The sequence below is a fragment of the Desulfovibrio sp. genome, from assembly GCF_034006445.1.
Taxonomy (GTDB): domain Bacteria; phylum Desulfobacterota; class Desulfovibrionia; order Desulfovibrionales; family Desulfovibrionaceae; genus Desulfovibrio.
This window is the reverse complement of sequence record NZ_JAVESS010000002.1, coordinates 465,390-483,622: the sequence shown is the minus strand read 5'-3', so window position 1 is coordinate 483,622 and position 18,233 is coordinate 465,390. Positions and strand designations below refer to the sequence as shown.

Here is an 18,233-nt window from a genome sequence, read left to right as displayed (position 1 = left end):
GCGCGTCAAAGACGCCGCTGAGAAGTTTGGTGGTGAGAACGTAGTGGTGATTCTCGGTTCTTCCGACCCTGAAGGGGCGGAAATCTATGCCGAAACTGTCACCCTGGGCGACCCCACCTACGCCGGATCCTTGGCTGGAGTCCCGTTGGGACTCTGCGTGTACCATGTTCTGGAGCCCGAACTGAAGCAGGAAGCCGATCCCGCCAAGTGGGAAGAGCAGATCAGCATGATGGAAATGGTGCTCAATGTGGACGCCCTGGCAGAAGCGGTGCATAAAATGCGCGATGCCAACAGCAAATATGCATTGTAGGCAGTAGGAAAAATTGCGGCATGGAGTGGATCCATGCCGCAATTTCATTATGATGCTGGTGTAAAACTGATCTCGATTTACAATACTGTAAAACGCATCTGTGAATACGATATGATGCTGTCCAATTCCGCATCTGTTGCTCTGGCCAGCCCACGAGAGGGCTAATGCGCTGAAAAGGATCGCCGCAGGCAAGTGTGCCGCGTTTTTCGTGTGCTCCGCACACCGCCAGTGATGACCCTGTGGCAACGTGGCGGCCCTGCCGGAATATGCTAACGCCTTGCCCGGCGAGGACAGAGCGAGAACAGTGCGGCGAGGCCGGAATGTTTCTGCCAAGCCTGGTGCGCTGCTTCGGGTGGCGGTGTCGGGCCGTTGCACAGGACCACAGGCCCGCTGCACAGGCCCGCTGCACAGGACTTGGCGTGGGCGCGGGCGGCCATGCTTTTTTATGCGCCAGGCGCAGTTATGCCCGCGACGGGCTTTTTACCTGAAGCTTGCGAAAAAAGGGGGATATCCTTTCAGGATATCCCCCTTTGGCTCAACAGCGGCACTGCTGTCACTTCAACTCACAGGCGTCGAAAAACATGCCACTTGTGGCCCTATTTCGCAGGAGCGGCAGTGGGCTGCACCAGCTTAAGGAACTTGTCGGTATTGATCTTGGCGTCCTTGAACTTCTGGATTTCGGCAGGCGAGAAACGCTTGATGCTTCCAAAGAATTCGGCCACCTCGTTCTGCCACTTGTCAGCCTGGGACTCTCCCTTGGAGCTGTCCAGCAGGGCAAGCGTTTCTTCATAGGTCCAGCGGGGGTGGATCTCGATATCCTTTTTGGCTTCTTCGTCGGTCATGCGGATACCGGCGAACTCATTCATGTACTGGCGGTATTCCTTGATGATGCGGGGGCTTGTACCCTCTTTGCGCAGCATGTCGGAAGCACGCATGTACACGCGCAGGAACTTGGCCACCAGTTCGGGGTTTTCATCGCACCACTTTTTGTCGCCCACGAGGGAGGAAACCGTGATGGAGTCCATGTCGGTGGCGGAACCGGCGCGCACCCAGTCACGGGAGTCGGCCACGAAGGTGAAGGGAGCCCACAGGCACACGGCGTCGCCAATGCCTTTTTCAAAGGCGGGCACGGCAGAGGGCTGTTCCATATTCACCAGGGTGACGTCATTTTCGGTCAGGCCGAGGATCTTCAGCCATTTGCCGATCATGTAGTGCACGGTGGTCTGCGAGGTGTACAGGATCTTCATGCCCTTGACGGTCTCGGGGCTGCCATACACATTGGGGTACTTGGGGTTGTAGCCCTTGACCTTGGCCGCCGGGCTGTCTGGGCGCAAGTAAAGCACATGCACTTCACCTTCGCTGATGATGGGGGCCACGGCGTAAATCTTGTAGCGGATGCCGCCAATCAGCTGGCCTCCAACACCGGTGGAACCAAGCACCCATTCCTTGGCAGGAAGGGCTTCCATTTGCGCAGGACCGCTGCTGAACAGCAGCATGTTAATATCCAGACCTTCTTCTTTGTCCCAACCCATTTTTTTGGCATACCAAATGTTGAAGCCCGGAGATTCGTCCATCCAGCAGGTAGAAATTTTCACTGGTTTGTCGGCGGCCTGGGCAGCCCCAGCGCCGAACAGCATCGCAAAGCAGCAGAATACGGCAGCCAAAAGGCACTTCTTCATCGCAAACTCCTTGTTGTTCCACGTTGTGTATGGGTTACAGAACAGCATTCCGTTTTTCTAAAAAAAGCCGAATCTCTTGCGGGATCCGGCCAAAAAATGAATCAAAGGGTCAGCTTCTGTTCTTCCGTGATGCGCGCTCGCAGCTCCAGAAATTCCGGGTCCATCGTGTCGCGGGGGCGCGCCAAAGGCACGTCGTACGACGATTTGACGTGGCCGGGCAGCTTGTCTTCCATTGTCACTATCCGGTCAGCAAGAAAGAGCGCTTCGTCAATGTTATTGGTAACAAAGATCATGGTGCGCTTGTCCATCTGCCAGATGCGTTCGGTTTCCTGCTCCATAAAAAAGCGCGTCTGTGCGTCAAGCTGACCAAAAGGTTCATCCAGCAGCATGACCTGGGGGTTGAGCGAGTAGGCGCGGGCAATGCCCACACGCTGCTTCATGCCCCCCGAAAGCTGGTGGGGATAGTAGTTTTCAAAGCCGTGCAAGCCCACCATGCCCAGGTAGTGGCCAGAAACCTTGCGTACTTCGTCTTTATCCAGGCCACGTACTTCCAGGCCTATTTCCACGTTCTGACGAACGGTCTTCCAGGGGAAGAGCATGTAGCTCTGGAACACGAGGCCGATATCAGGGGTCGGCCCATTCAGCGTTTTGCCGTTCATGGTTATGGTGCCGGAGGTGGGCGTTTCCAGCCCGGCTATGGTCCGCAGCAGCGTGGTTTTGCCGCACTGGCCGGGGCCAAGGATGACCAGAAATTCCTGCTCGTGCACCTCAAGGGAAATATCCTTGAGCACGTGGACAAGCTGGGTCCGCTTTTGCACAAATGTTTTGCAAACTTTGTCACAGACGATTTTGGGCGGCGTGTTTTTCATGTTCTTCTCCAGGAATTCTAAAGATTCTCGATTTCACGCTGCCACGGGCAAAGCTTGTTCGTAAGGAAAGTCATGCCCTGGGTGAAGATCAGCGACACCACGGTGATGATGAGCATGCCGCCGATAATCATGCCGGGGTCGGACAGTTTCATACCCTGGATAATGATATAGCCAAGCCCCGAGCGGGAGTTGACCAGCTCGGCCGCGACCACGCACGTCCAGGCGCTGGACATGGCGATCTGAAGACCGGCGGTGATGGCGGGCAGAGCGCCGGGAATGCACACAAGGCGTATTTCGTCCCAGCGTTTGCCGCCGATCATGCGCACGACGTCAAACAGTTCGGGTTCGATAAGCTGCATGCAGCTGTATGAGTTCAGCACCACAGGCACGAACGAGCCGATGACAATGATGAAGATCTTGGGCGCTTCGCCGATGCCGAACCACAGGATGGCTACGGATATCCACGCCAGGGGCGGCATGGGCTTGAACATGTCGAAGAGCGGCTTGACGATGGCCTTGAACGTCTGGTTGAAAGCCATGAACAGGCCCAGGGGAACACCCAGAAGCACGGCAAGAAAAAAGCCGATGATGACGCGCTGGGTGCTGATGAACACATGTTCCACCAGGGTCAGACCTGAAAGTTTTTGCGTGCTGAGGTCACGCAGGCTTTCCAGCACCTGAAAGGGGGTAGCCAGGGCGCTGGTGTGCCCGAATACGTGGGACGTAGCAGCCCACTGCCAAAGCCCGAAAAAGGCGATTATGGATATCACGTGCAGAAAATATTCGCTCTTGAGGGTGCGGATCAGCGAAAATTCACGTTTGCCATTGGACTGTATGGTTTCGTTACAGACACTCTGCGTGTCTGCGGATTTGTTGTTGGCCTGCACGGCGGTAGGCGCAGATGTCTCTTGCATGCCTATCTCCTGATACCGGCCAGCAGCCGGGATTCAATTTTGTCGATGATGAAGCCGATGATGGCGCCGGCAATGCCCACGCTCACCATGCCCACAACAACAAGGTCGGTGCGGCCAAGCATACGGCCGATGGTGATGAGGTAGCCAAGGCCCTGGTCGGAAGCCAGCAGTTCGGCGGCCACAAGGGTAACCCAGCAGTAGGCCAGCGCGATTTGCAGCGCGCCGAACACCATGGGCAGGGCAGAGGGCACGCAGATGGTGGTAAATATCTGCCAGTCGGAGGCACCGTAGGTTCTGGCCATCTGGATATGCACGGGATTGGTCATCTTTACGCCGGTATAGGTATTGATGACGCAGGGAACAATGCCCGAAAGCCAGATGATGAAAACCTTGCCGGGCAGACCGATGCCGAACCAGAAAATGGTCAGCGGAATCCACGCCACGGGCGGGATGGGGCGGATGATTTCAAAAATGGGGCGTACAAGGCCGCGCACGGTGGTGAACCAGCCCATGGCCAGGCCCAGGGGCAGGCCGACGAGCAGCGCAAGCACATAGCCCAAAAAAGCTTCCTGCATGCTGACCCAGGCGTGCTGCAAAAGCACTGCGCCGTCAGGGGCGGCGTTGGTCAGCTTGTCAATCATGAGGCGCAGCACGTCCAGCGGCGATGTCAGCAGGGTGCTGGGAATGCGCCAGTCTTCAACATCTGGCGGCGCGATGCAGATCTGCCACAGGATCAAAAAGCAGCAGACGCTGAGCACTGGAAGAATGCGAAGCCGAAAAGGCTTGCGAAACGCGGCGTTATCGTTGGTTTCCATGAACAAAATCCTTTCTTGCTTTGCCTACCACCAGCGGATGAGGTCAGTGACCTGCCGGCGAAGTTCGATGAATTTCGGGTCCCTGAAATCCCTCGGGCGCGGCAGGTCAACAACTACCTCCGCGCGAACCTTGGTGGGCTTGGGGCTTAGAACGAGAATACGGTCAGCCACGTACACGGCTTCCTCAATATTGTGAGTGACGAAAAGCACGGTGCTCTTCAGGGTCTGCCACAGCTTCACCAGTTCGTCTTCAAGGTAGAAGCGCAGCTTGACGTCGAGCTGACCGTAGGGTTCGTCCATCAGCAGCAGGTCGGGATTGACGGCAAAGGCGCGGGCCACGGCGATGCGTTGCATCATGCTGGCCGAAACCTGGTTGGGGTAAAGATTGGCGGTATCTTTAAGGCCCACAAGGTCAAGAATAAAGTCCAGGCGTTTTTCCATTTCCGGCTTGGGCATTTTTTTAATGCGCATGCCGTAGCCCACGTTTTCAGACACGGTCAGCCAGGGAAGCGCCGTGGGTTCCTGAAAGACGAAAGCCAGATTGTGTTTGCGCGGGTTGGCCACCTCACCGTCAATATAAATATTGCCGGAAGTGGTCTCAGTGAGCTTGGACATGCAGTTAAGAAACGTCGTTTTGCCGCATCCGGTGGGGCCAACAATGCTGACCAGCTCTCCTCGCTTGATGCTGAAGTTGATCTTGTCCAGAACAACAAGATCCCCATACGTTTTGGTAAGGTCCCGGACGGCAATTTTCGCGTCGAAACCGGTACAGTCAGCACTTTGCTGCACGGTGGCACTCCTTGCATGAAAAAGTAACAAAAGCGGCGGAATACACGCCGAATAATCGTTTCCACCCTGCGCGCCAGCTTTTAGCGCATCCGAGAAAATACCTTCGGCAGAGGCAGCACAATGGTTGAATACTGGGTGACTTGCATTTTATATACCAAATTTCACAAGCAAAAGGAGGTCAGGATTGTTGGGCGGATTTGCTTGCTCTTTGGGGGTATACAGGCCGTGTAACATCGCCTTTGGCCGTATTTTGCGACACCTGTGTGGCAGATTGCGACAAATGTGACATATTGTACAAAGTAGGGAGGATTGCAGGATTTGAGGGCAGAAAACCATAGAAAAAAGGGGAAACATCCCCTGTGGGGGCAAGCGGGAAGCGCGTTGGGATTGAATCTTGCGACAATATTGTCGCATTATGCTCTGCGTCCCCTGAACTGCGGTGGTTTATGATTGAACAATCAATCACAAACATTTTTGTGCAAACGTAGTTTTTAGAGCAATTTCACTTTGAAATTGCTCTGCTGAGGCGAAGACGGCAGCCGCCATGAAGTGGCGTGGATTCTGGCGAAAACCATGTTTTTCGCCAGAGTGATGCGTTGAAACAAGGAGTGTTTCAAAAGCAAAATGCTCTAGGTGGGTTTGGTGTGGCAAAAGCCAAGTATGAAAGCCCGTGCTGGTCGAAGAATGCAAAGCTGCGGCGAGCTGGAAAAGGGAGGGTGAGGGGATAGATAAACCCCGTTTTTTGCACGGGGTTTATGTCAGTCAGTAATAACTATAAATATTTTTTTACGCGCCTTTCGCCATCGACACAGATGATATATGCCGTATCAGGATTTGCATTTTGCGTGTCATCTCGCTCGGCTACAGCAAGAATGCCCACGGCCCGGAGCGCCTGTAGGTGGTTTTCAAGGTTGGGCAGATTGAGCTGCTTTTCACCGTCATATTGGGGGGTAAGCTCATTGCGCACATCCTCAGCGGAGCGGGCTTTGCCATCAAGCATGAGCTTTCCTATGGCAAGCCGCATGGGCGGCTTTATTCTGGTTTTCATGCTTCCGCCGCCGCGCGCAGGTTGATCATTTCACGCGGATTGCCAACAACCAGAATGATTCCGGCAAATATGCCCAGCGCGCCCAGGACAAGGTTTTCGGTAATGGTCACTTCGGCGAAAAATACGCTGAAAAGCACCCCCCACAAGGCATAGGTCACATTGAGGGCCATGGCCCGGCTGACGCCGGTCATGTTCATGCCCGCATACCAGCACCTGTAGGAGAGGCAGCCGATGAATCCGGCCAGTGCGAAGGATATGAGGGCCGGGCTGCTGAGGAAGGCCCCGGCCAGTTCAGCCGGGGCCTCTATGCCGACCCCGTGGAGCACAAGCGAGGCGTAGGCAATTGGTATGATAATTGTGAAATACAATAGGCTTGAAATAATCTGGTACACATTGAGTGCGACACCAGGCTCGATGAAGTCCATGCTAGAAGTAACGCAGACGCCTTCAGCCGCCCAACCGAAAGCGGCCAGAAAGGCAAAGGCGATGCCCGCGTAAAAAGCCGGCCCAGAACCGCCGCCTGGCGGCGGGGTCCAGCCGATGGCAAACGCGCCAATGACGCAGAGCACAAGACCACATGCGCCTCTAGGGGAAATGTGTTCCTTAAGGAATATGCGGGCCAGCACGGCGGCCATGGCCGGATACAGAGTGGTAATGGGCAACGTGTACGCAGGCCCTGCCAGAGAGAGGGACATAAGATAGCCCCCCATGCCCAGAGGAGCGCCAAAACATGCCCCAAGAATGCACAGTTTGCCCGGTTTACTGAGCAGGGTGCGCTCTATTTCCCGAATTTTGCCCTGCCTGAAGTTGATGACAGCTGACATGACGGCAGCGGAAAGATCGTGAAATCCGGCGGCGAACAGGGGAGCCAGCAGCCACAGGGCGGGCGAGTTGAAAGGCTCCGTCAGGAGTCCTTTTTTGAGGACGATGCCGTCCCAGCAGAAAATCACTCCTGTAAGAGTCGCGAGAAAAAGCCCCTTGCGTACGAATGCCAACTCTTTGTTCTGGCATGACGTGGCTGCGCGGGAAAGGTTTTTCATTAAAGCGGCTCCTGAACCAGGAATCTAGTTTTTCTGCAACAGGGCCCTGTAGGCGGCGCTGTCGGCAAGGGTGGCGGCATCGGCGGTGCTGTCAGGTTTGATGCGCAGCATCCAGCCCTTTTCATAGGGTGAAACGTTTACAAGGGTCGGGATGGCTTCCAACTCTTCGTTGGCGGCCAGTATTGTGCCTGCCACGGGCATGTACAAGGGGTTGACAGACTTGAGGGATTCCACTGTGCCAAATTCGTCGCCAGCGCCAAAGTGCGCGCCTTCCGCAGGCAGGTCCACAAAGGCAATTTCTCCCAGCTGGTCCTGGGCAAAGTCGCTGATGCCCACCAGCGCTTCCTCTCCTTCAATGCGGAGCCACACGTGCTCGTCGGTGAAACCCACATCCTCGGGCAGGATGATGTCGTTCAGGTCTTTCATGATGATCTCCAAAAAATGGTATGGTGCCCATCGTAAAAAAGTTTTCTGCCTAAATTTTTTAAGCTTGCAGCTGTGTCTGCTGGTTCGCGGGCCGCGAATCGGCTCTGGTTCCGCCGAGGATTACGGGTTTCGGCAGAACCAGAGCCTGGAAATCCCGTGCGTGTTCAGGCCTGTCTGAGCTACTCCAGTCGCAGAACTGCTTCACCCAGAGCTTCAGCCAATGTGGGGTGCGCGTGGATTGCCTCGGCCACATCCCTGGCAGAAGCGCCCATATGCAGGGCAAGCACGGCTTCAGCAACAAGGTCCGTGGCGTGGGCCCCGGCCATATGCACGCCCAGCAGTGCACCGCTGTCGGCATCGGCCACCACCTTGCAGAATCCCGGCAGGGCGTCCATGGCCTGGGCCTTGCCAAGCTCACGCACGTGGAGCAGGGACGTCTTTACTACAAATCCAGCGTCACGGGCCTGGCGCTCGCTCATGCCCACGCACCCGATTTCGGGTGAGGTAAAAATGGCCGAGGGCACGTGACGGTAGTCCATGATGGGGCCCTGGCCGCCGCTGAGGCAGCCCTTCACCGCGCACATGGCCTCCATTGAGGCCACATGGGCCAGCATGACGCGCGAAGGGCCAAGTGCGTCGCCAATGGCGTAAACATTGGGCACCGAGGTACGCATGTGCTCGTCCGCCCTGATCCAGCCGCGTTCGTCCACGGCAACGCCAGCTTCCTTGAGGCCAAGGCCTTCGGTATTGGGCGTCCGCCCCACGGTGACGAGCACCATTTCGGCGGAGATCGGCTTTTCAGGCCGGGGTTTGGCGTCAGGGCCAGCAAAGGGCGACGTGGCAAGAACGCCATGCACGCCGTTTTCGTCCACACGAATCTGAGTGAGGGTCTGCCCCAGTTCGCAGGTGATGCGGCGCTTTTTCATTTCGCGCTGCAAAAGCGTGCTGACTTCTTCGTCAATGGAGGGCACGGGGAGAAGGCGGTTCTGCCCTTCAACCACAGTGACCGTAGAGCCAAAAGCCTGATAGATGCAGGCCAGTTCGCAGCCAATAACGCCCCCGCCCACAATGATAAGGGAAGACGGCACATAATCCAGTTTGAGGGCGTCATCGCTGGTGAGAATATGCTTGTGGTCGGCGCGCAGGCCGGGCAGATCGACAGGCCGTGAACCAGTGGCAAGAATGACGTAGTCGGAGGCGATTTCCCGCTTTCCATCGGCGCAATCGGCCTGGACCATGCCGGAATGCAGAAGCCGTCCGCTGCCGCGCACCAGGGTGACGCCCAGGGCTGCGCAGGTTTTTTCAAGGCCCGTGCGCAGGGTGTCGCACACGCGCTCTTTTCTGGCCAATACGGCCGCCGGATCAACGCTGACGCCGCCTTCAATGCGGAGGCCGAAGCGGGCGGCGTTCTGGGCGGTTTCAAGGGCCTCGGCTGAGGCCTTGATGGTCTTTGTGGGGATGCAGCCGTTATTGAGACAGGTGCCGCCCATGGCGCGGCTTTCCACCAGGGTCACGTCCATGCCTGCGCGCGCGGCTTCAAAGGCTGCCGTGTACCCGCCGGGCCCGCCGCCGATAATGGTAAGCTTTTTTTTCTGGTTGGACATGATCATCACCTAGTCGTCGGCTTCGGCAAGCTTGAGATTGTAGGTGACGGGAAAGGCCTGGTGCAGTGAGGAGGTCACAAGGCACCCCTGACGCATGATTTTTTCCACGCGGTCAAAAATAAACTCGTATTCCTCATCCATACGGACGGTCACATCAAGGGCAATGCCAGTAACGCGTCCACGGCCCATATCGTCCGTGCCAGTCTGCAATGTGGCCTTGCCTTCGATGATTTCGTACTTGGCGTTACGAGTGTCCAGAGCCTTGTCCAGAGCCGCGCAGTAGCAATACAGCGCGGAGGCGGCCAGAAGCTTCTTGGCCGTTCCCGCCTTTTCATCAGCGGAGGCGGCGCTGCCGTCAATGGAGAGCACGCCAAGGACGCCGGACTGCATGTCCAGATCTACCTTGCTGCCCTGACGGGTGAGAGAAACGCTGAGTTCATGAGACATAAATAATCCTCCAATTCGAAAAAGCGGGAGCCCGGCGGCTCTGATTGGTATTGGCCTACCTATTGCAGTATTGGTGCCATAAATTGTGGTGCGTGAAAAAAGCGCTTTTTGTGTTGTGTTTTTTGGCACATGGGTACAGGATGCATTTCTATCACGACAAAAATGTCGCGTCTTGCGACACAATACGCAAGGGTGGTGTGGTATGTTCCCAGTCGCCGCTTTTCCTGTTCTGGACGTTGAAAAAAGTTATCGACGCTTGCTCAATCACCTCCCAGGGATGGCGTACCGTTGCCGTATTCTCAACGGGAGCGACGAACCACTTGGTTTTCTGGTAAATGAACTGGAGTTTATAAGCAGGGGCACGTACGAGTTTTTGGGCGTTACCCCGGACGAAATGATGGGAGGACACCACAACACCATCGAGCGCATGACCCACCCGGACGACCTGGATTCAAGCAGGGCCGCCATACGCGACAGTATTGTCGCCCACAGGCCGTACCAGGTTATGTACCGCCTGCTGCTTCCCTCTGGCCGTGTGAAGTGGCTGTGGGACCAGGGCGAGGGCGTGTATGACGAAAACGGCTGTCCCCGGTATCTGGAAGGGCTGATAATGGACGTCAGCGAACAGAAATTTCAGGAACTTGCCCTGCTTGAAGAAAACCAGGCCCTGCGCACGTCAGTGATCAACCTTTACGGCCTCGGCAACATTGTGGGAAAAAGCGAACCCATGCGCCGCATATACAATCAGATTCTGAAGGCGGCTGAAACGGATTCCAACGTCATCATTTATGGCGAAACCGGCTGTGGCAAGGATCTGGTGGCGCAAAACATCCACGAATACAGCGGGCGTAAAGGCCGCTATGTGCCGGTCAACTGCGGGGCCATCCCCGAGCAGCTGCTTGAAAGCGAATTTTTCGGGCATGTCAAAGGAGCCTTTTCCGGGGCGCACGCCAACAAGGAAGGCTACATCGGCGCGGCGAACGGCGGTACGCTCTTTCTTGATGAAATAGGTGAGTTGCCCCTGCACCTTCAGGTCAAGCTGCTACGCGCCCTGGAAAACAAGATGTACACGCCTGTGGGTGGCAATACCCCCAAAGAATCTTCCTTTCGCCTGATCGCCGCCACCAACCAGGATCTCTCGCGCATGGTGCGTGAAAAAAAGATGCGCTCAGACTTTTACTACCGCATCAACGTGCTTTCTCTGACTCTGCCGCCCTTGCGGGAACGCCATGGAGATATCCCCTTGCTGGTGGAGGCCTGGCTTGAGAAAAAAGACTGTAACATGGTGCTGCCGCCGCACGTTCGCTTGATTATCGAGCAGTACGATTGGCCCGGCAACGTGCGCGAGCTGCACAACTTTCTTGACCGCTTTCTCGCTTTTGGCGAAGAGGCGCTGAACTCGCTTGGCGATGCCGGGCGGGCTGATCTTTTGTTGGCGACGCCGCAGGGCATCACGCTTGATGAAGCCGTGGACCAGCTTGAAGAAAGGATGATCCGGCAGAGCCTTGAGCGATGTCGTTGGCACAGGGGTAAGGCCGCCGAGTCCCTTGGTCTGAACCTGCGCACATTTCAGAGAAAGATGAAGCGCCTTTGCATGAACTCTGACCGCAAGCAGGGAGTTTCCTAGAACAGATTACCTTCTGAAATATTTAATATTTCAATTTGTCATTCTGCCCCAAAATGCGATTTCCAGCATAATTCACGCCACGTTGCGGCGCACGTGCAGCTTGGCTGCGCACGATTTTTCGCCGATGACTTCAGGCGATCCGCTCCTGGCGCGCTTCGGTAAAGGCCGCCCTTGCGTTCTCTTTGACCGCGAAACCGCGGAAAATCCGTAAAAGAAAAAGATCAGGATCACATGGGCCGTGGGGCCTGAACCCAGAGCAAGTTCACTAGCGATGCTGTCGTCAGCCGTAAGGATTCTTCGTCGCCTAACGGCTGCCGCAAAAATACGCCCGAAGACAGTAATTGGTTACACGACATCTAAGTGGAAGAACCGCTGTCGCTATCCGTAGCGATGCTGTCCTGCCCCGTAAGGCGGTTCCCGCCAACGGTTCAGGCAAGCCCGCAGGAGCGGGCAACGGTTCCGCGAGAATGGATATTCTCAATGCGAAAATGCTCAAAGCGTCAGGCCATAGTACAGCTCCACTGTCATGCCAAGTAGTATGCCAGTGGAGCTGTATCGTGTATGAACGCCGTTCACGAAGACGGACAGTCCACCGGATTTTACCGCGTTGCTGGAAAAAACGCGCGGACGCCCGGGCGGCAGTTCCGGGCGTCCGTCATCGGCATGGGAGGAGGCTGGGTATCGGCTGCCGGAGCAGATGCCGCCGTGGGGCGCGGGCACAACGTCCATGGAATGTTACACTCTATAAGCCGGTGTCATGCCGTTGAGAGCGGCCATTCCCCATGGCGTCCTGCTCCAGACGCAGCGCGGCAGGCGTTTTTCGCCATCTTTGCGTTGCGCTTCGCCTTGTGCCGGGTCAGGCCCGGACTGACGCATGTTTCGTAGAAAAACTGGTGGTATGCCAAAACTCGAGCATGCGTCCCGCAGGCGCAGCGCCTAGGCGCAGTCGTGCTTGTCCCAGGGTTCGCGGTTGTCGCGCTGGATGACAGATTCCATACGCATCAGCGCTTCTTTGAGTTTTTTGATCTCGTCGAGCTTCAGGTTGGGGTTCTTCATCACCTGATAGATGGTGGCGCCGGTGCAGTTTCCGCTGACGGGCAGGTCGGTGATGGTGGCGATGGTCACGGCAATGTCCTGAGCGCTGACCTTGCGGTCAACGGAACCGGCTTTACCGTTGATGGCCAGACCGCTGAAAGCCACACCGTCAGCGGCGGCAACCACGATAAGGGTACGGCGGTCGGCGGCTTCAAGAGCGGCTGCCAGAGCGGACTCATCGCCATGCACCACCAGCAGAACGTCTTCGGCGCCTGCAAGGGCGGCGCTGTCCACGGTCTTGCCTTCAAGGCCTGCGGCCAGATCTTCCAAGCCAGCGGTATTGGCATTGGGCAGAATGGCGGCCTTTTTTTTCAGAGCGTTCAGAGTGTCGGATGAGCCGCTCAGTTGCAGCGTGGGAAGCAGGAGGAGAATGGATTTTTTTTCAGCCATGATGTTTTCCTTGTATTCCGCGGCCTCCCCACGGGGAGGCCGCAGATTTTTCCGGCGCTATGCGCATTGTCGTTGTGGAAGTGGCAAACCTTTTCGGCCTGGGCGGACGCCCGGCGGCAAGCCGCGTGCGCAGGCTACATACTGTTACTGTGGATTAGGAAACCAGGTTGGGGTCTTCCATAATCTGGTAAATGGGCGCGCCCTCGGCATCGGCGGGAATGGGGTTGCCCGTGATGTAGCAGAGTGTGGGCACGATGTCGGCCAGCCAGCGGGGCCGGGTATAACGGAAACCCTTTTTGATGTTGGGCCCGCGGAACATGAGCAGGTTCTTGAGGCTGCCGCAACCGGATTCACCAGTGGGCAGGCCGTACCCATGCTCAGCCATGTATTCGGGCTTGAGTGCGTATACCACATCGCCAGCCTGGGCGCCGCCCATGCCGAAGACGTGGGCGTCTTCCTTGCGAACGGCCAGCAGAACCGGGCGTTCACCGGTGTCAGGGTGCTTGTAGTCCAGCAGGGCGTCGATGATCTGGTCGCGCACCTTTTCGTAATCTTCAGCTTCCACGATGCCGCCGGGGTATTTGCCCTTGAGGTTCACGTAGACGAACATGTAGCGCTGCGGCACTGCCACGGACTTGCTCACGTCCATCACGTAGTTGACGCCTTCGGTTTCTTCGTAGATGTCCCAGTAGTTTTCAGACTTGGTGGGTTCGTAGGAGCAGAGGCCCGCTTCCTTGAGGGCGTGGGCCGTGTTGAGAATGGGGCCCATGGGCGTTGCGCCGTGGTCGGAGCAGACGCACATGATTGTTTCGTCGCCCAGGAGGTTCATAAGGCGGCCAAGCAGGCGGTCTTCCACTTCATAAATGTGGCGTTCCATCTTTTCAGCACGGGTGCGCACGGCGTCGTCCTTGCTGTCGATGTCGCTCAGCCAGCCATGGTAAAACCAGTCAATGGGGTGGGAGTGCATGTACAGCAGATCCCAGTCGGCATTGGCTTTGATAAGGGATTCGACGGTGTTCCAGAGCCATGAGCTGTGGTAATCCACCAGTTCACATACGGTATCGGTGTCGATAATGCCGTGCATGTAAGCCACAAGACCGATGTCGTTGGCGGTGATGTCCTTGGAAAAGTCGATGAGGCCAGCGGCTTCGGGCGGGGCAATGAAGCCGCAACGGCCAGCGATGCCCGAAACGTACAGCTTGAATTCTTCAGCGTCGTCAGAAAGCTGCATCAGCTTGCAACGAAAGACGCCCTTTTCAGTGCGGCCGTCAGCCTTGATGGTAAAGTCATGCTGAACGGGATCGCTCCATTCACCCAGCTTGAGGGTGAAGAATGCCTTGGAAAAATCCTTCACAGGGCACAGGGCCATACGGTCATAACCGTCATCTCCGTCCTGCCATACAAGGCAGTGCCAGGTCTGGTCTTCAAGGGGCTCCATAGACTCCTTGAAATGCATGGCCACGGTCATTTCCAACGGTTCATCACTGTCCGGCAGGTTGGCCCAGCCTTCGGCGTCGTCAAAGCTGCCCTGAGCGCCCATGGGATAGAAGTCGGTTGATATAACACCCTCAGAGCACAGAAACTCCCTGTGTTCGTTGCCGTGCAGGGGCCAGCGGGTTTCAGCCGGGCTCAGGCCCTCACCCATAATCATGACGCCGTTCTTCATCTTGGATGGCCAGGACATGGGGTAGTTGACCACAATGCACTTCTTGCCAGCCGTGTCCCAGGCATCCCAAATGGTTTGGGCGGTGAGAATCTCAGAGCCGAAAGCCTGCGTGGTTTCCTTGTAATCAAGGCTGCGGCCTTCATGGTAGTAATAATAATCTTCAACACCATGCGTACGCGGCCACGCACCAGTGCAAATCGTGGCCCACGAAGGCGGTGTGACCGTGGGCAGATTGAAACCCTCGGGGATAAAGCTGCCTTCGCTCATGAACTTGCGGAAGTTGACGAGCCCCCCCTGAGCAAGCAAGGCTTCAAGCCTTTTGGGGATAAGGCAGTCATAGCCAATGAGGGCGGCGCGTTTCGCTTTTGCGGCCATAGAAAGAACTCCTTGCCGTGTTCGGGGCACACGGGCTGTAGTGTGTTTTTCTCCCTCAGTTCAATTTGCATGCCATATCTGCACAACCCATCAATTTTTTTGTTAAAATTGGGGTACTGTGGTTTTTTGAACAAAGCCGCAAAAGCAATTCCCCCTGGGTAATCAACCACTTTGCGACTATAATGTCGCGATTTTATATCTTACATTATAATATTCTGATATTATTTGTATTTTTCAAAGTTTTTTTTGTCGTCACCAACGACATGAATGTCGCGATATTCATGTTTTTGCGACAGCATTTCAATTATATTCAATAATTTCAGCCAGGTGATTTTTGGCACGACGACTGCAATTCATATCCAACACATAAAATTCTGCAAACCACGAGACCCATTACCTGAGGCCCCATGGCAAAGCACCGTTTTCATTCGTTTTGCATAGGTCCGGCAAGGCTTGCGCAGATTGGCAGAGGCAGGCGGGCCGTATGGCATTGCGCCTCTCCGCGAGCCAACGTCCAGACCAGGCGTTGCCCGTCTGATTTGCCACCCTTTATAGCTGCCGGACATTCTGGTCGGTGGTTTCAGGTGTGTTGCGCCCCGTGCCCTCGTGTGACAGGACTCCTTTAATGCTCCAGGATTCTTAAGATATCTGGTTTGTGCAGCCAAGGCAGGCTGGGATTTGCAAACAATACATCAGGAAGAAGGTTCTTATGCAAAAAAAGAGTAGGGTGTTATGGTGCGTTATGGCCCTGGCGCTGCTTCTGGGGATGGGCGTTGCCGACAAAGCGCAGGCCATTGACTTCAAGGCAAGGGGGATCTGGTCCATGGGGTACGGCATTGGCGACCCCAGTCTGACCGAGGATGTGACCACCAAGGGGGACAAGAAAAAAGTAAACAATGACGACAAGTTTGTAGCGCGGCAGCGCGTGCTGCTTTTCCTCGATGCTATTGCTTCGGAAAACCTCATGGGCAGTGTGCAGTTCAAGCTTGGCCCGCAGGATTGGGGCAAGGCCAGGCAGGGGTCTGCCCTTGGCGCTGACGGCACAAACATCAAGCTCACCCAGGCGTACATGCAGTGGGCCGTGCCGCAGACAGCCTTGAAGATGAAGATGGGCTTGCAGTATTTTTCCATGCCCAATGCCGCTGGCGGCTCTGCCGTATTTGACACGCAAGCTGCTGCTGTGGTGGCCAACTATGCCTTCAATTCCAATGTGGGGCTTACCGCTCTGTGGATGCGCCCCTTCAACGACAACTATTCGGGCGGCAGCTACAACGGCATACTCAGCTCTGATAAGGCCAACTATCTTGATAACATGGACCTCTTTGCCCTGACCCTGCCGCTGACGTTTGACGGCATCAAGATCACCCCTTGGGTCATGCCCGGCATGCTGGGACGTAATGCCAACAAGTTTGATGGCTTCTGGCAGAATGGCCTGGGTGATGGCTATCCCGCCGTGACCCTTTACCCCTATCTGAACAAGATGGGCGGCGGCCACGGCCTGAACGTCCAGAAGCTTGGCAGTACCTCCAAGACTTACGGCAATGTGTTCTGGGCTGGCATTCCTTTCAAGATTACCGCCATTGATCCCTGGAACTTCGAACTTGACCTGAACTACGGCTATGTGGAGGAAATGGGCCGCTTTGACGTTCTCAAGCGCAATGACGCCAATGACGTGGTGCGCGGCAGCAGCCAGCGACAGGGCTGGCTGGCAAAGGCTCTTGCGGAATACAAGCTGGATTGGGGCGTACCCGGCATTTTCGGCTGGTATGCTTCGGGCGACGACGGCAACGTGAAAAACGGCTCCGAGCGTATGCCTTCCCTCTGTCCTTACGGCAGTTTTACGTCCTTCTTCGGTGACGGCAACATGGCCTGGAGTCCGGCCCTGAACTTTATGGACAAGTCGCTGAGCTATGCCGGAACCTGGGGCATTGGCGCTCAGATCAGAGACATCAGCTTTGTGGAAGATTTGAAGCACGTTGTGCGCGTGGCCTACTGGGGCGGCACCAACAGCCCTTCAATGGTCAAGTATATGGACCATGCCAATGCGTGGGATTCCACATCCGGCCTGGCCGACGGTCCCTATCTGACCACCAATGACGGCATGCTGGAAGTGAACCTGATCTCTTCCTACAAGATTTATGAAAACCTCGAAATGAACGTGGAACTTGGCTACGTGGCCAACTATATGGACAACAGCACCTGGAAGAAGAGCTACAACGACTTTGGCGGCTACTCCAAGCAGGACGCCTGGAAGGCGCAGGTGGTCTTTCAGTACAAGTTCTAGGGCAATCGTACTTTGAACTTGTACGGACGATCACGAGAGCAGACGCCCACCAAAACGGGCGTGCCGCAAACCTTGAGAATGTATACTCGCAAAGGTACTTTGCTCTGGATCAGATTGACCTTGAAATGCGTGCATTTCAAAGTTGGCATTCAGCCGAAAACCGTAATTCCCGGCTGAATGCGCTTGGACGTGCGGCGGAAGGTTCGAGCTACTCGCCGTACACTTTAGTAACGTTTTCTATACTCAAATGCATTAGTTTTTAATCCGTGTTCCAGCCTGCCAGCCTGCCATAAAATGGGAGCCGACGTCAGAAGACGTCGGCTCTCTTTATGTAAAACAGAAATGCCGCTGCGCGGTCGTTTCTGGAAAACTGAAGGGGTATCAGGGCGGTTCAGGAGCCGTCAGGGGCAGTATCAGGCGAACAGCGCGGGTTCATCCTGACGCAGGGTGTCCAGTCCCTCGTCGCTGAGGACGCTGAGGGCGTAGATGTTCTTAAGTCCGGCGTTGTTGAGAAAGCGTGTGGCGCGCTCAATGGAAGCTTCGGGCATATCCGTCTTGGTGATGATGCCCGCCACATGGCGATTGAAAATACGGGCAAAGCCGGGAGGAAAAGCCGAGGTGCACCGTGTGGCGTCCTGTACGAAGAGTAGGGTACTACAGTCCATCGACACGGTGATAAGGGCGCGGTAAAAGCGCCTGTTCTCCAGAAATTCCGGGGGCGGGATGACAAACCGCCCGGCGAACTCCACTGCCATTGGCTGCGGCATGAAGGCTGGCGCATGGCCGAGGGCGCGGGCAAGACTTCTCCTGCCCGCGCCTCGTTCGCCCAAAAGCATGATGCGCCCCATTATGGCC

At 56.0% G+C, this 18,233-nt stretch carries 17 protein-coding genes; 3 read left to right on the top strand and 14 right to left on the bottom strand.

Features of this window, described 5'->3' with window-relative positions; translation table 11 throughout:
• The coding region (gene grdA, locus RBR41_RS04825) for a glycine/sarcosine/betaine reductase complex selenoprotein A (RefSeq protein WP_320351453.1) at positions 1 to 310 on the top strand (310 nt) is incomplete at its 5' end.
• 596 nt (positions 311 to 906) lie between these two features.
• Here grdA and RBR41_RS04820 read toward each other — a convergent pair.
• From RBR41_RS04820 to RBR41_RS04775, 10 genes are all read right to left on the bottom strand, one after another.
• Entirely contained in the window at positions 907 to 1,989 is a 1,083-nt protein-coding gene (locus RBR41_RS04820; RefSeq protein WP_320351452.1) for an ABC transporter substrate-binding protein, read from the bottom strand.
• Between the two features lie 101 nt (positions 1,990 to 2,090).
• Positions 2,091 to 2,858, bottom strand: coding sequence for an ABC transporter ATP-binding protein (locus RBR41_RS04815; RefSeq protein ID WP_320351451.1), 768 nt, complete (start codon positions 2,856 to 2,858; stop codon positions 2,091 to 2,093).
• A gap of 17 nt (positions 2,859 to 2,875) precedes the next feature.
• Positions 2,876 to 3,772 (bottom strand): ABC transporter permease, encoded by an 897-nt coding sequence (locus RBR41_RS04810; RefSeq protein WP_320351450.1) that lies wholly within the window; start codon positions 3,770 to 3,772, stop codon positions 2,876 to 2,878.
• A 2-nt stretch (positions 3,773 to 3,774) separates the two neighbouring features.
• On the bottom strand, positions 3,775 to 4,587 hold the full coding sequence (locus RBR41_RS04805; protein WP_320351449.1) for an ABC transporter permease: 813 nt from the start codon (positions 4,585 to 4,587) through the stop codon (positions 3,775 to 3,777).
• Between the two features lie 24 nt (positions 4,588 to 4,611).
• Positions 4,612 to 5,376, bottom strand: coding sequence for an ABC transporter ATP-binding protein (locus RBR41_RS04800; RefSeq protein ID WP_320351448.1), 765 nt, complete (start codon positions 5,374 to 5,376; stop codon positions 4,612 to 4,614).
• Positions 5,377 to 6,148: 772 nt separating this feature from the next.
• Positions 6,149 to 6,424, bottom strand: a complete 276-nt coding sequence (locus RBR41_RS04795) for a hypothetical protein (protein ID WP_320351447.1) — start codon at positions 6,422 to 6,424, stop codon at positions 6,149 to 6,151.
• A complete protein-coding gene (locus RBR41_RS04790) occupies positions 6,421 to 7,464 on the bottom strand; it encodes a DMT family transporter (RefSeq protein WP_320351446.1) in 1,044 nt (347 codons plus the stop codon). Before RBR41_RS04790 ends, RBR41_RS04795 begins: the two co-directional genes overlap by 4 nt.
• A 24-nt stretch (positions 7,465 to 7,488) precedes the next feature.
• Positions 7,489 to 7,890 carry a glycine cleavage system protein GcvH gene (gene gcvH, locus RBR41_RS04785; protein ID WP_320351445.1) on the bottom strand — a complete coding sequence of 134 codons (402 nt, stop codon included), beginning with the start codon at positions 7,888 to 7,890 and terminating at the stop codon, positions 7,489 to 7,491.
• 179 nt (positions 7,891 to 8,069) lie between these two features.
• Positions 8,070 to 9,494, bottom strand: coding sequence for a dihydrolipoyl dehydrogenase (lpdA, locus tag RBR41_RS04780; RefSeq protein WP_320351444.1), 1,425 nt, complete (start codon positions 9,492 to 9,494; stop codon positions 8,070 to 8,072).
• A 9-nt stretch (positions 9,495 to 9,503) separates the two neighbouring features.
• Positions 9,504 to 9,941 carry an OsmC family protein gene (locus RBR41_RS04775; RefSeq protein ID WP_320351443.1) on the bottom strand — a complete coding sequence of 146 codons (438 nt, stop codon included), beginning with the start codon at positions 9,939 to 9,941 and terminating at the stop codon, positions 9,504 to 9,506.
• Between the two features lie 202 nt (positions 9,942 to 10,143).
• Here RBR41_RS04775 and RBR41_RS04770 point away from each other — a divergent pair, with 202 nt between their 5' ends.
• Entirely contained in the window at positions 10,144 to 11,568 is a 1,425-nt protein-coding gene (locus RBR41_RS04770) for a sigma-54 interaction domain-containing protein (RefSeq protein ID WP_320351442.1), read from the top strand.
• Positions 11,569 to 12,060: 492 nt separating this feature from the next.
• On the opposite strand, the gene RBR41_RS04765 is transcribed toward RBR41_RS04770, so the two are convergent.
• From RBR41_RS04765 to RBR41_RS04755, 3 genes are all read right to left on the bottom strand, one after another.
• Positions 12,061 to 12,297 (bottom strand): hypothetical protein, encoded by a 237-nt coding sequence (locus tag RBR41_RS04765; RefSeq protein ID WP_320351441.1) that lies wholly within the window; start codon positions 12,295 to 12,297, stop codon positions 12,061 to 12,063.
• Between the two features lie 207 nt (positions 12,298 to 12,504).
• Positions 12,505 to 13,053, bottom strand: coding sequence for a hypothetical protein (locus tag RBR41_RS04760; protein WP_320351440.1), 549 nt, complete (start codon positions 13,051 to 13,053; stop codon positions 12,505 to 12,507).
• 154 nt (positions 13,054 to 13,207) lie between these two features.
• Complete coding sequence (locus tag RBR41_RS04755) at positions 13,208 to 15,094, bottom strand: alkaline phosphatase family protein (RefSeq protein WP_320351439.1); 1,887 nt, start codon at positions 15,092 to 15,094, stop codon at positions 13,208 to 13,210.
• 709 nt (positions 15,095 to 15,803) lie between these two features.
• Here RBR41_RS04755 and RBR41_RS04750 point away from each other — a divergent pair.
• Positions 15,804 to 17,378, top strand: a complete 1,575-nt coding sequence (locus tag RBR41_RS04750) for an outer membrane homotrimeric porin (RefSeq protein WP_320351438.1) — start codon at positions 15,804 to 15,806, stop codon at positions 17,376 to 17,378.
• Positions 17,379 to 17,791: 413 nt separating this feature from the next.
• On the opposite strand, the gene RBR41_RS04745 is transcribed toward RBR41_RS04750, so the two are convergent.
• Positions 17,792 to 18,226, bottom strand: a complete 435-nt coding sequence (locus RBR41_RS04745; protein WP_320351437.1) for a EutP/PduV family microcompartment system protein — start codon at positions 18,224 to 18,226, stop codon at positions 17,792 to 17,794.
• Positions 18,227 to 18,233 lie beyond the last annotated feature (7 nt).

Coding starts and splice junctions, on each gene's coding strand:
- RBR41_RS04820 (WP_320351452.1), bottom strand. CDS start 1,989: ATGAAGAAGTGCCTTTTGGCTGCCGTATTCTGCTGCTTTGCGATGCTG.
- RBR41_RS04815 (WP_320351451.1), bottom strand. CDS start 2,858: ATGAAAAACACGCCGCCCAAAATCGTCTGTGACAAAGTTTGCAAAACA.
- RBR41_RS04810 (WP_320351450.1), bottom strand. CDS start 3,772: ATGCAAGAGACATCTGCGCCTACCGCCGTGCAGGCCAACAACAAATCC.
- RBR41_RS04805 (WP_320351449.1), bottom strand. CDS start 4,587: ATGGAAACCAACGATAACGCCGCGTTTCGCAAGCCTTTTCGGCTTCGC.
- RBR41_RS04795 (WP_320351447.1), bottom strand. CDS start 6,424: ATGAAAACCAGAATAAAGCCGCCCATGCGGCTTGCCATAGGAAAGCTC.
- RBR41_RS04790 (WP_320351446.1), bottom strand. CDS start 7,464: ATGAAAAACCTTTCCCGCGCAGCCACGTCATGCCAGAACAAAGAGTTG.
- gcvH (WP_320351445.1), bottom strand. CDS start 7,890: ATGAAAGACCTGAACGACATCATCCTGCCCGAGGATGTGGGTTTCACC.
- lpdA (WP_320351444.1), bottom strand. CDS start 9,494: ATGTCCAACCAGAAAAAAAAGCTTACCATTATCGGCGGCGGGCCCGGC.
- RBR41_RS04775 (WP_320351443.1), bottom strand. CDS start 9,941: ATGTCTCATGAACTCAGCGTTTCTCTCACCCGTCAGGGCAGCAAGGTA.
- RBR41_RS04770 (WP_320351442.1), top strand. CDS start 10,144: ATGTTCCCAGTCGCCGCTTTTCCTGTTCTGGACGTTGAAAAAAGTTAT.
- RBR41_RS04765 (WP_320351441.1), bottom strand. CDS start 12,297: ATGGACGTTGTGCCCGCGCCCCACGGCGGCATCTGCTCCGGCAGCCGA.
- RBR41_RS04760 (WP_320351440.1), bottom strand. CDS start 13,053: ATGGCTGAAAAAAAATCCATTCTCCTCCTGCTTCCCACGCTGCAACTG.
- RBR41_RS04755 (WP_320351439.1), bottom strand. CDS start 15,094: ATGGCCGCAAAAGCGAAACGCGCCGCCCTCATTGGCTATGACTGCCTT.
- RBR41_RS04750 (WP_320351438.1), top strand. CDS start 15,804: ATGCAAAAAAAGAGTAGGGTGTTATGGTGCGTTATGGCCCTGGCGCTG.
- RBR41_RS04745 (WP_320351437.1), bottom strand. CDS start 18,226: ATGGGGCGCATCATGCTTTTGGGCGAACGAGGCGCGGGCAGGAGAAGT.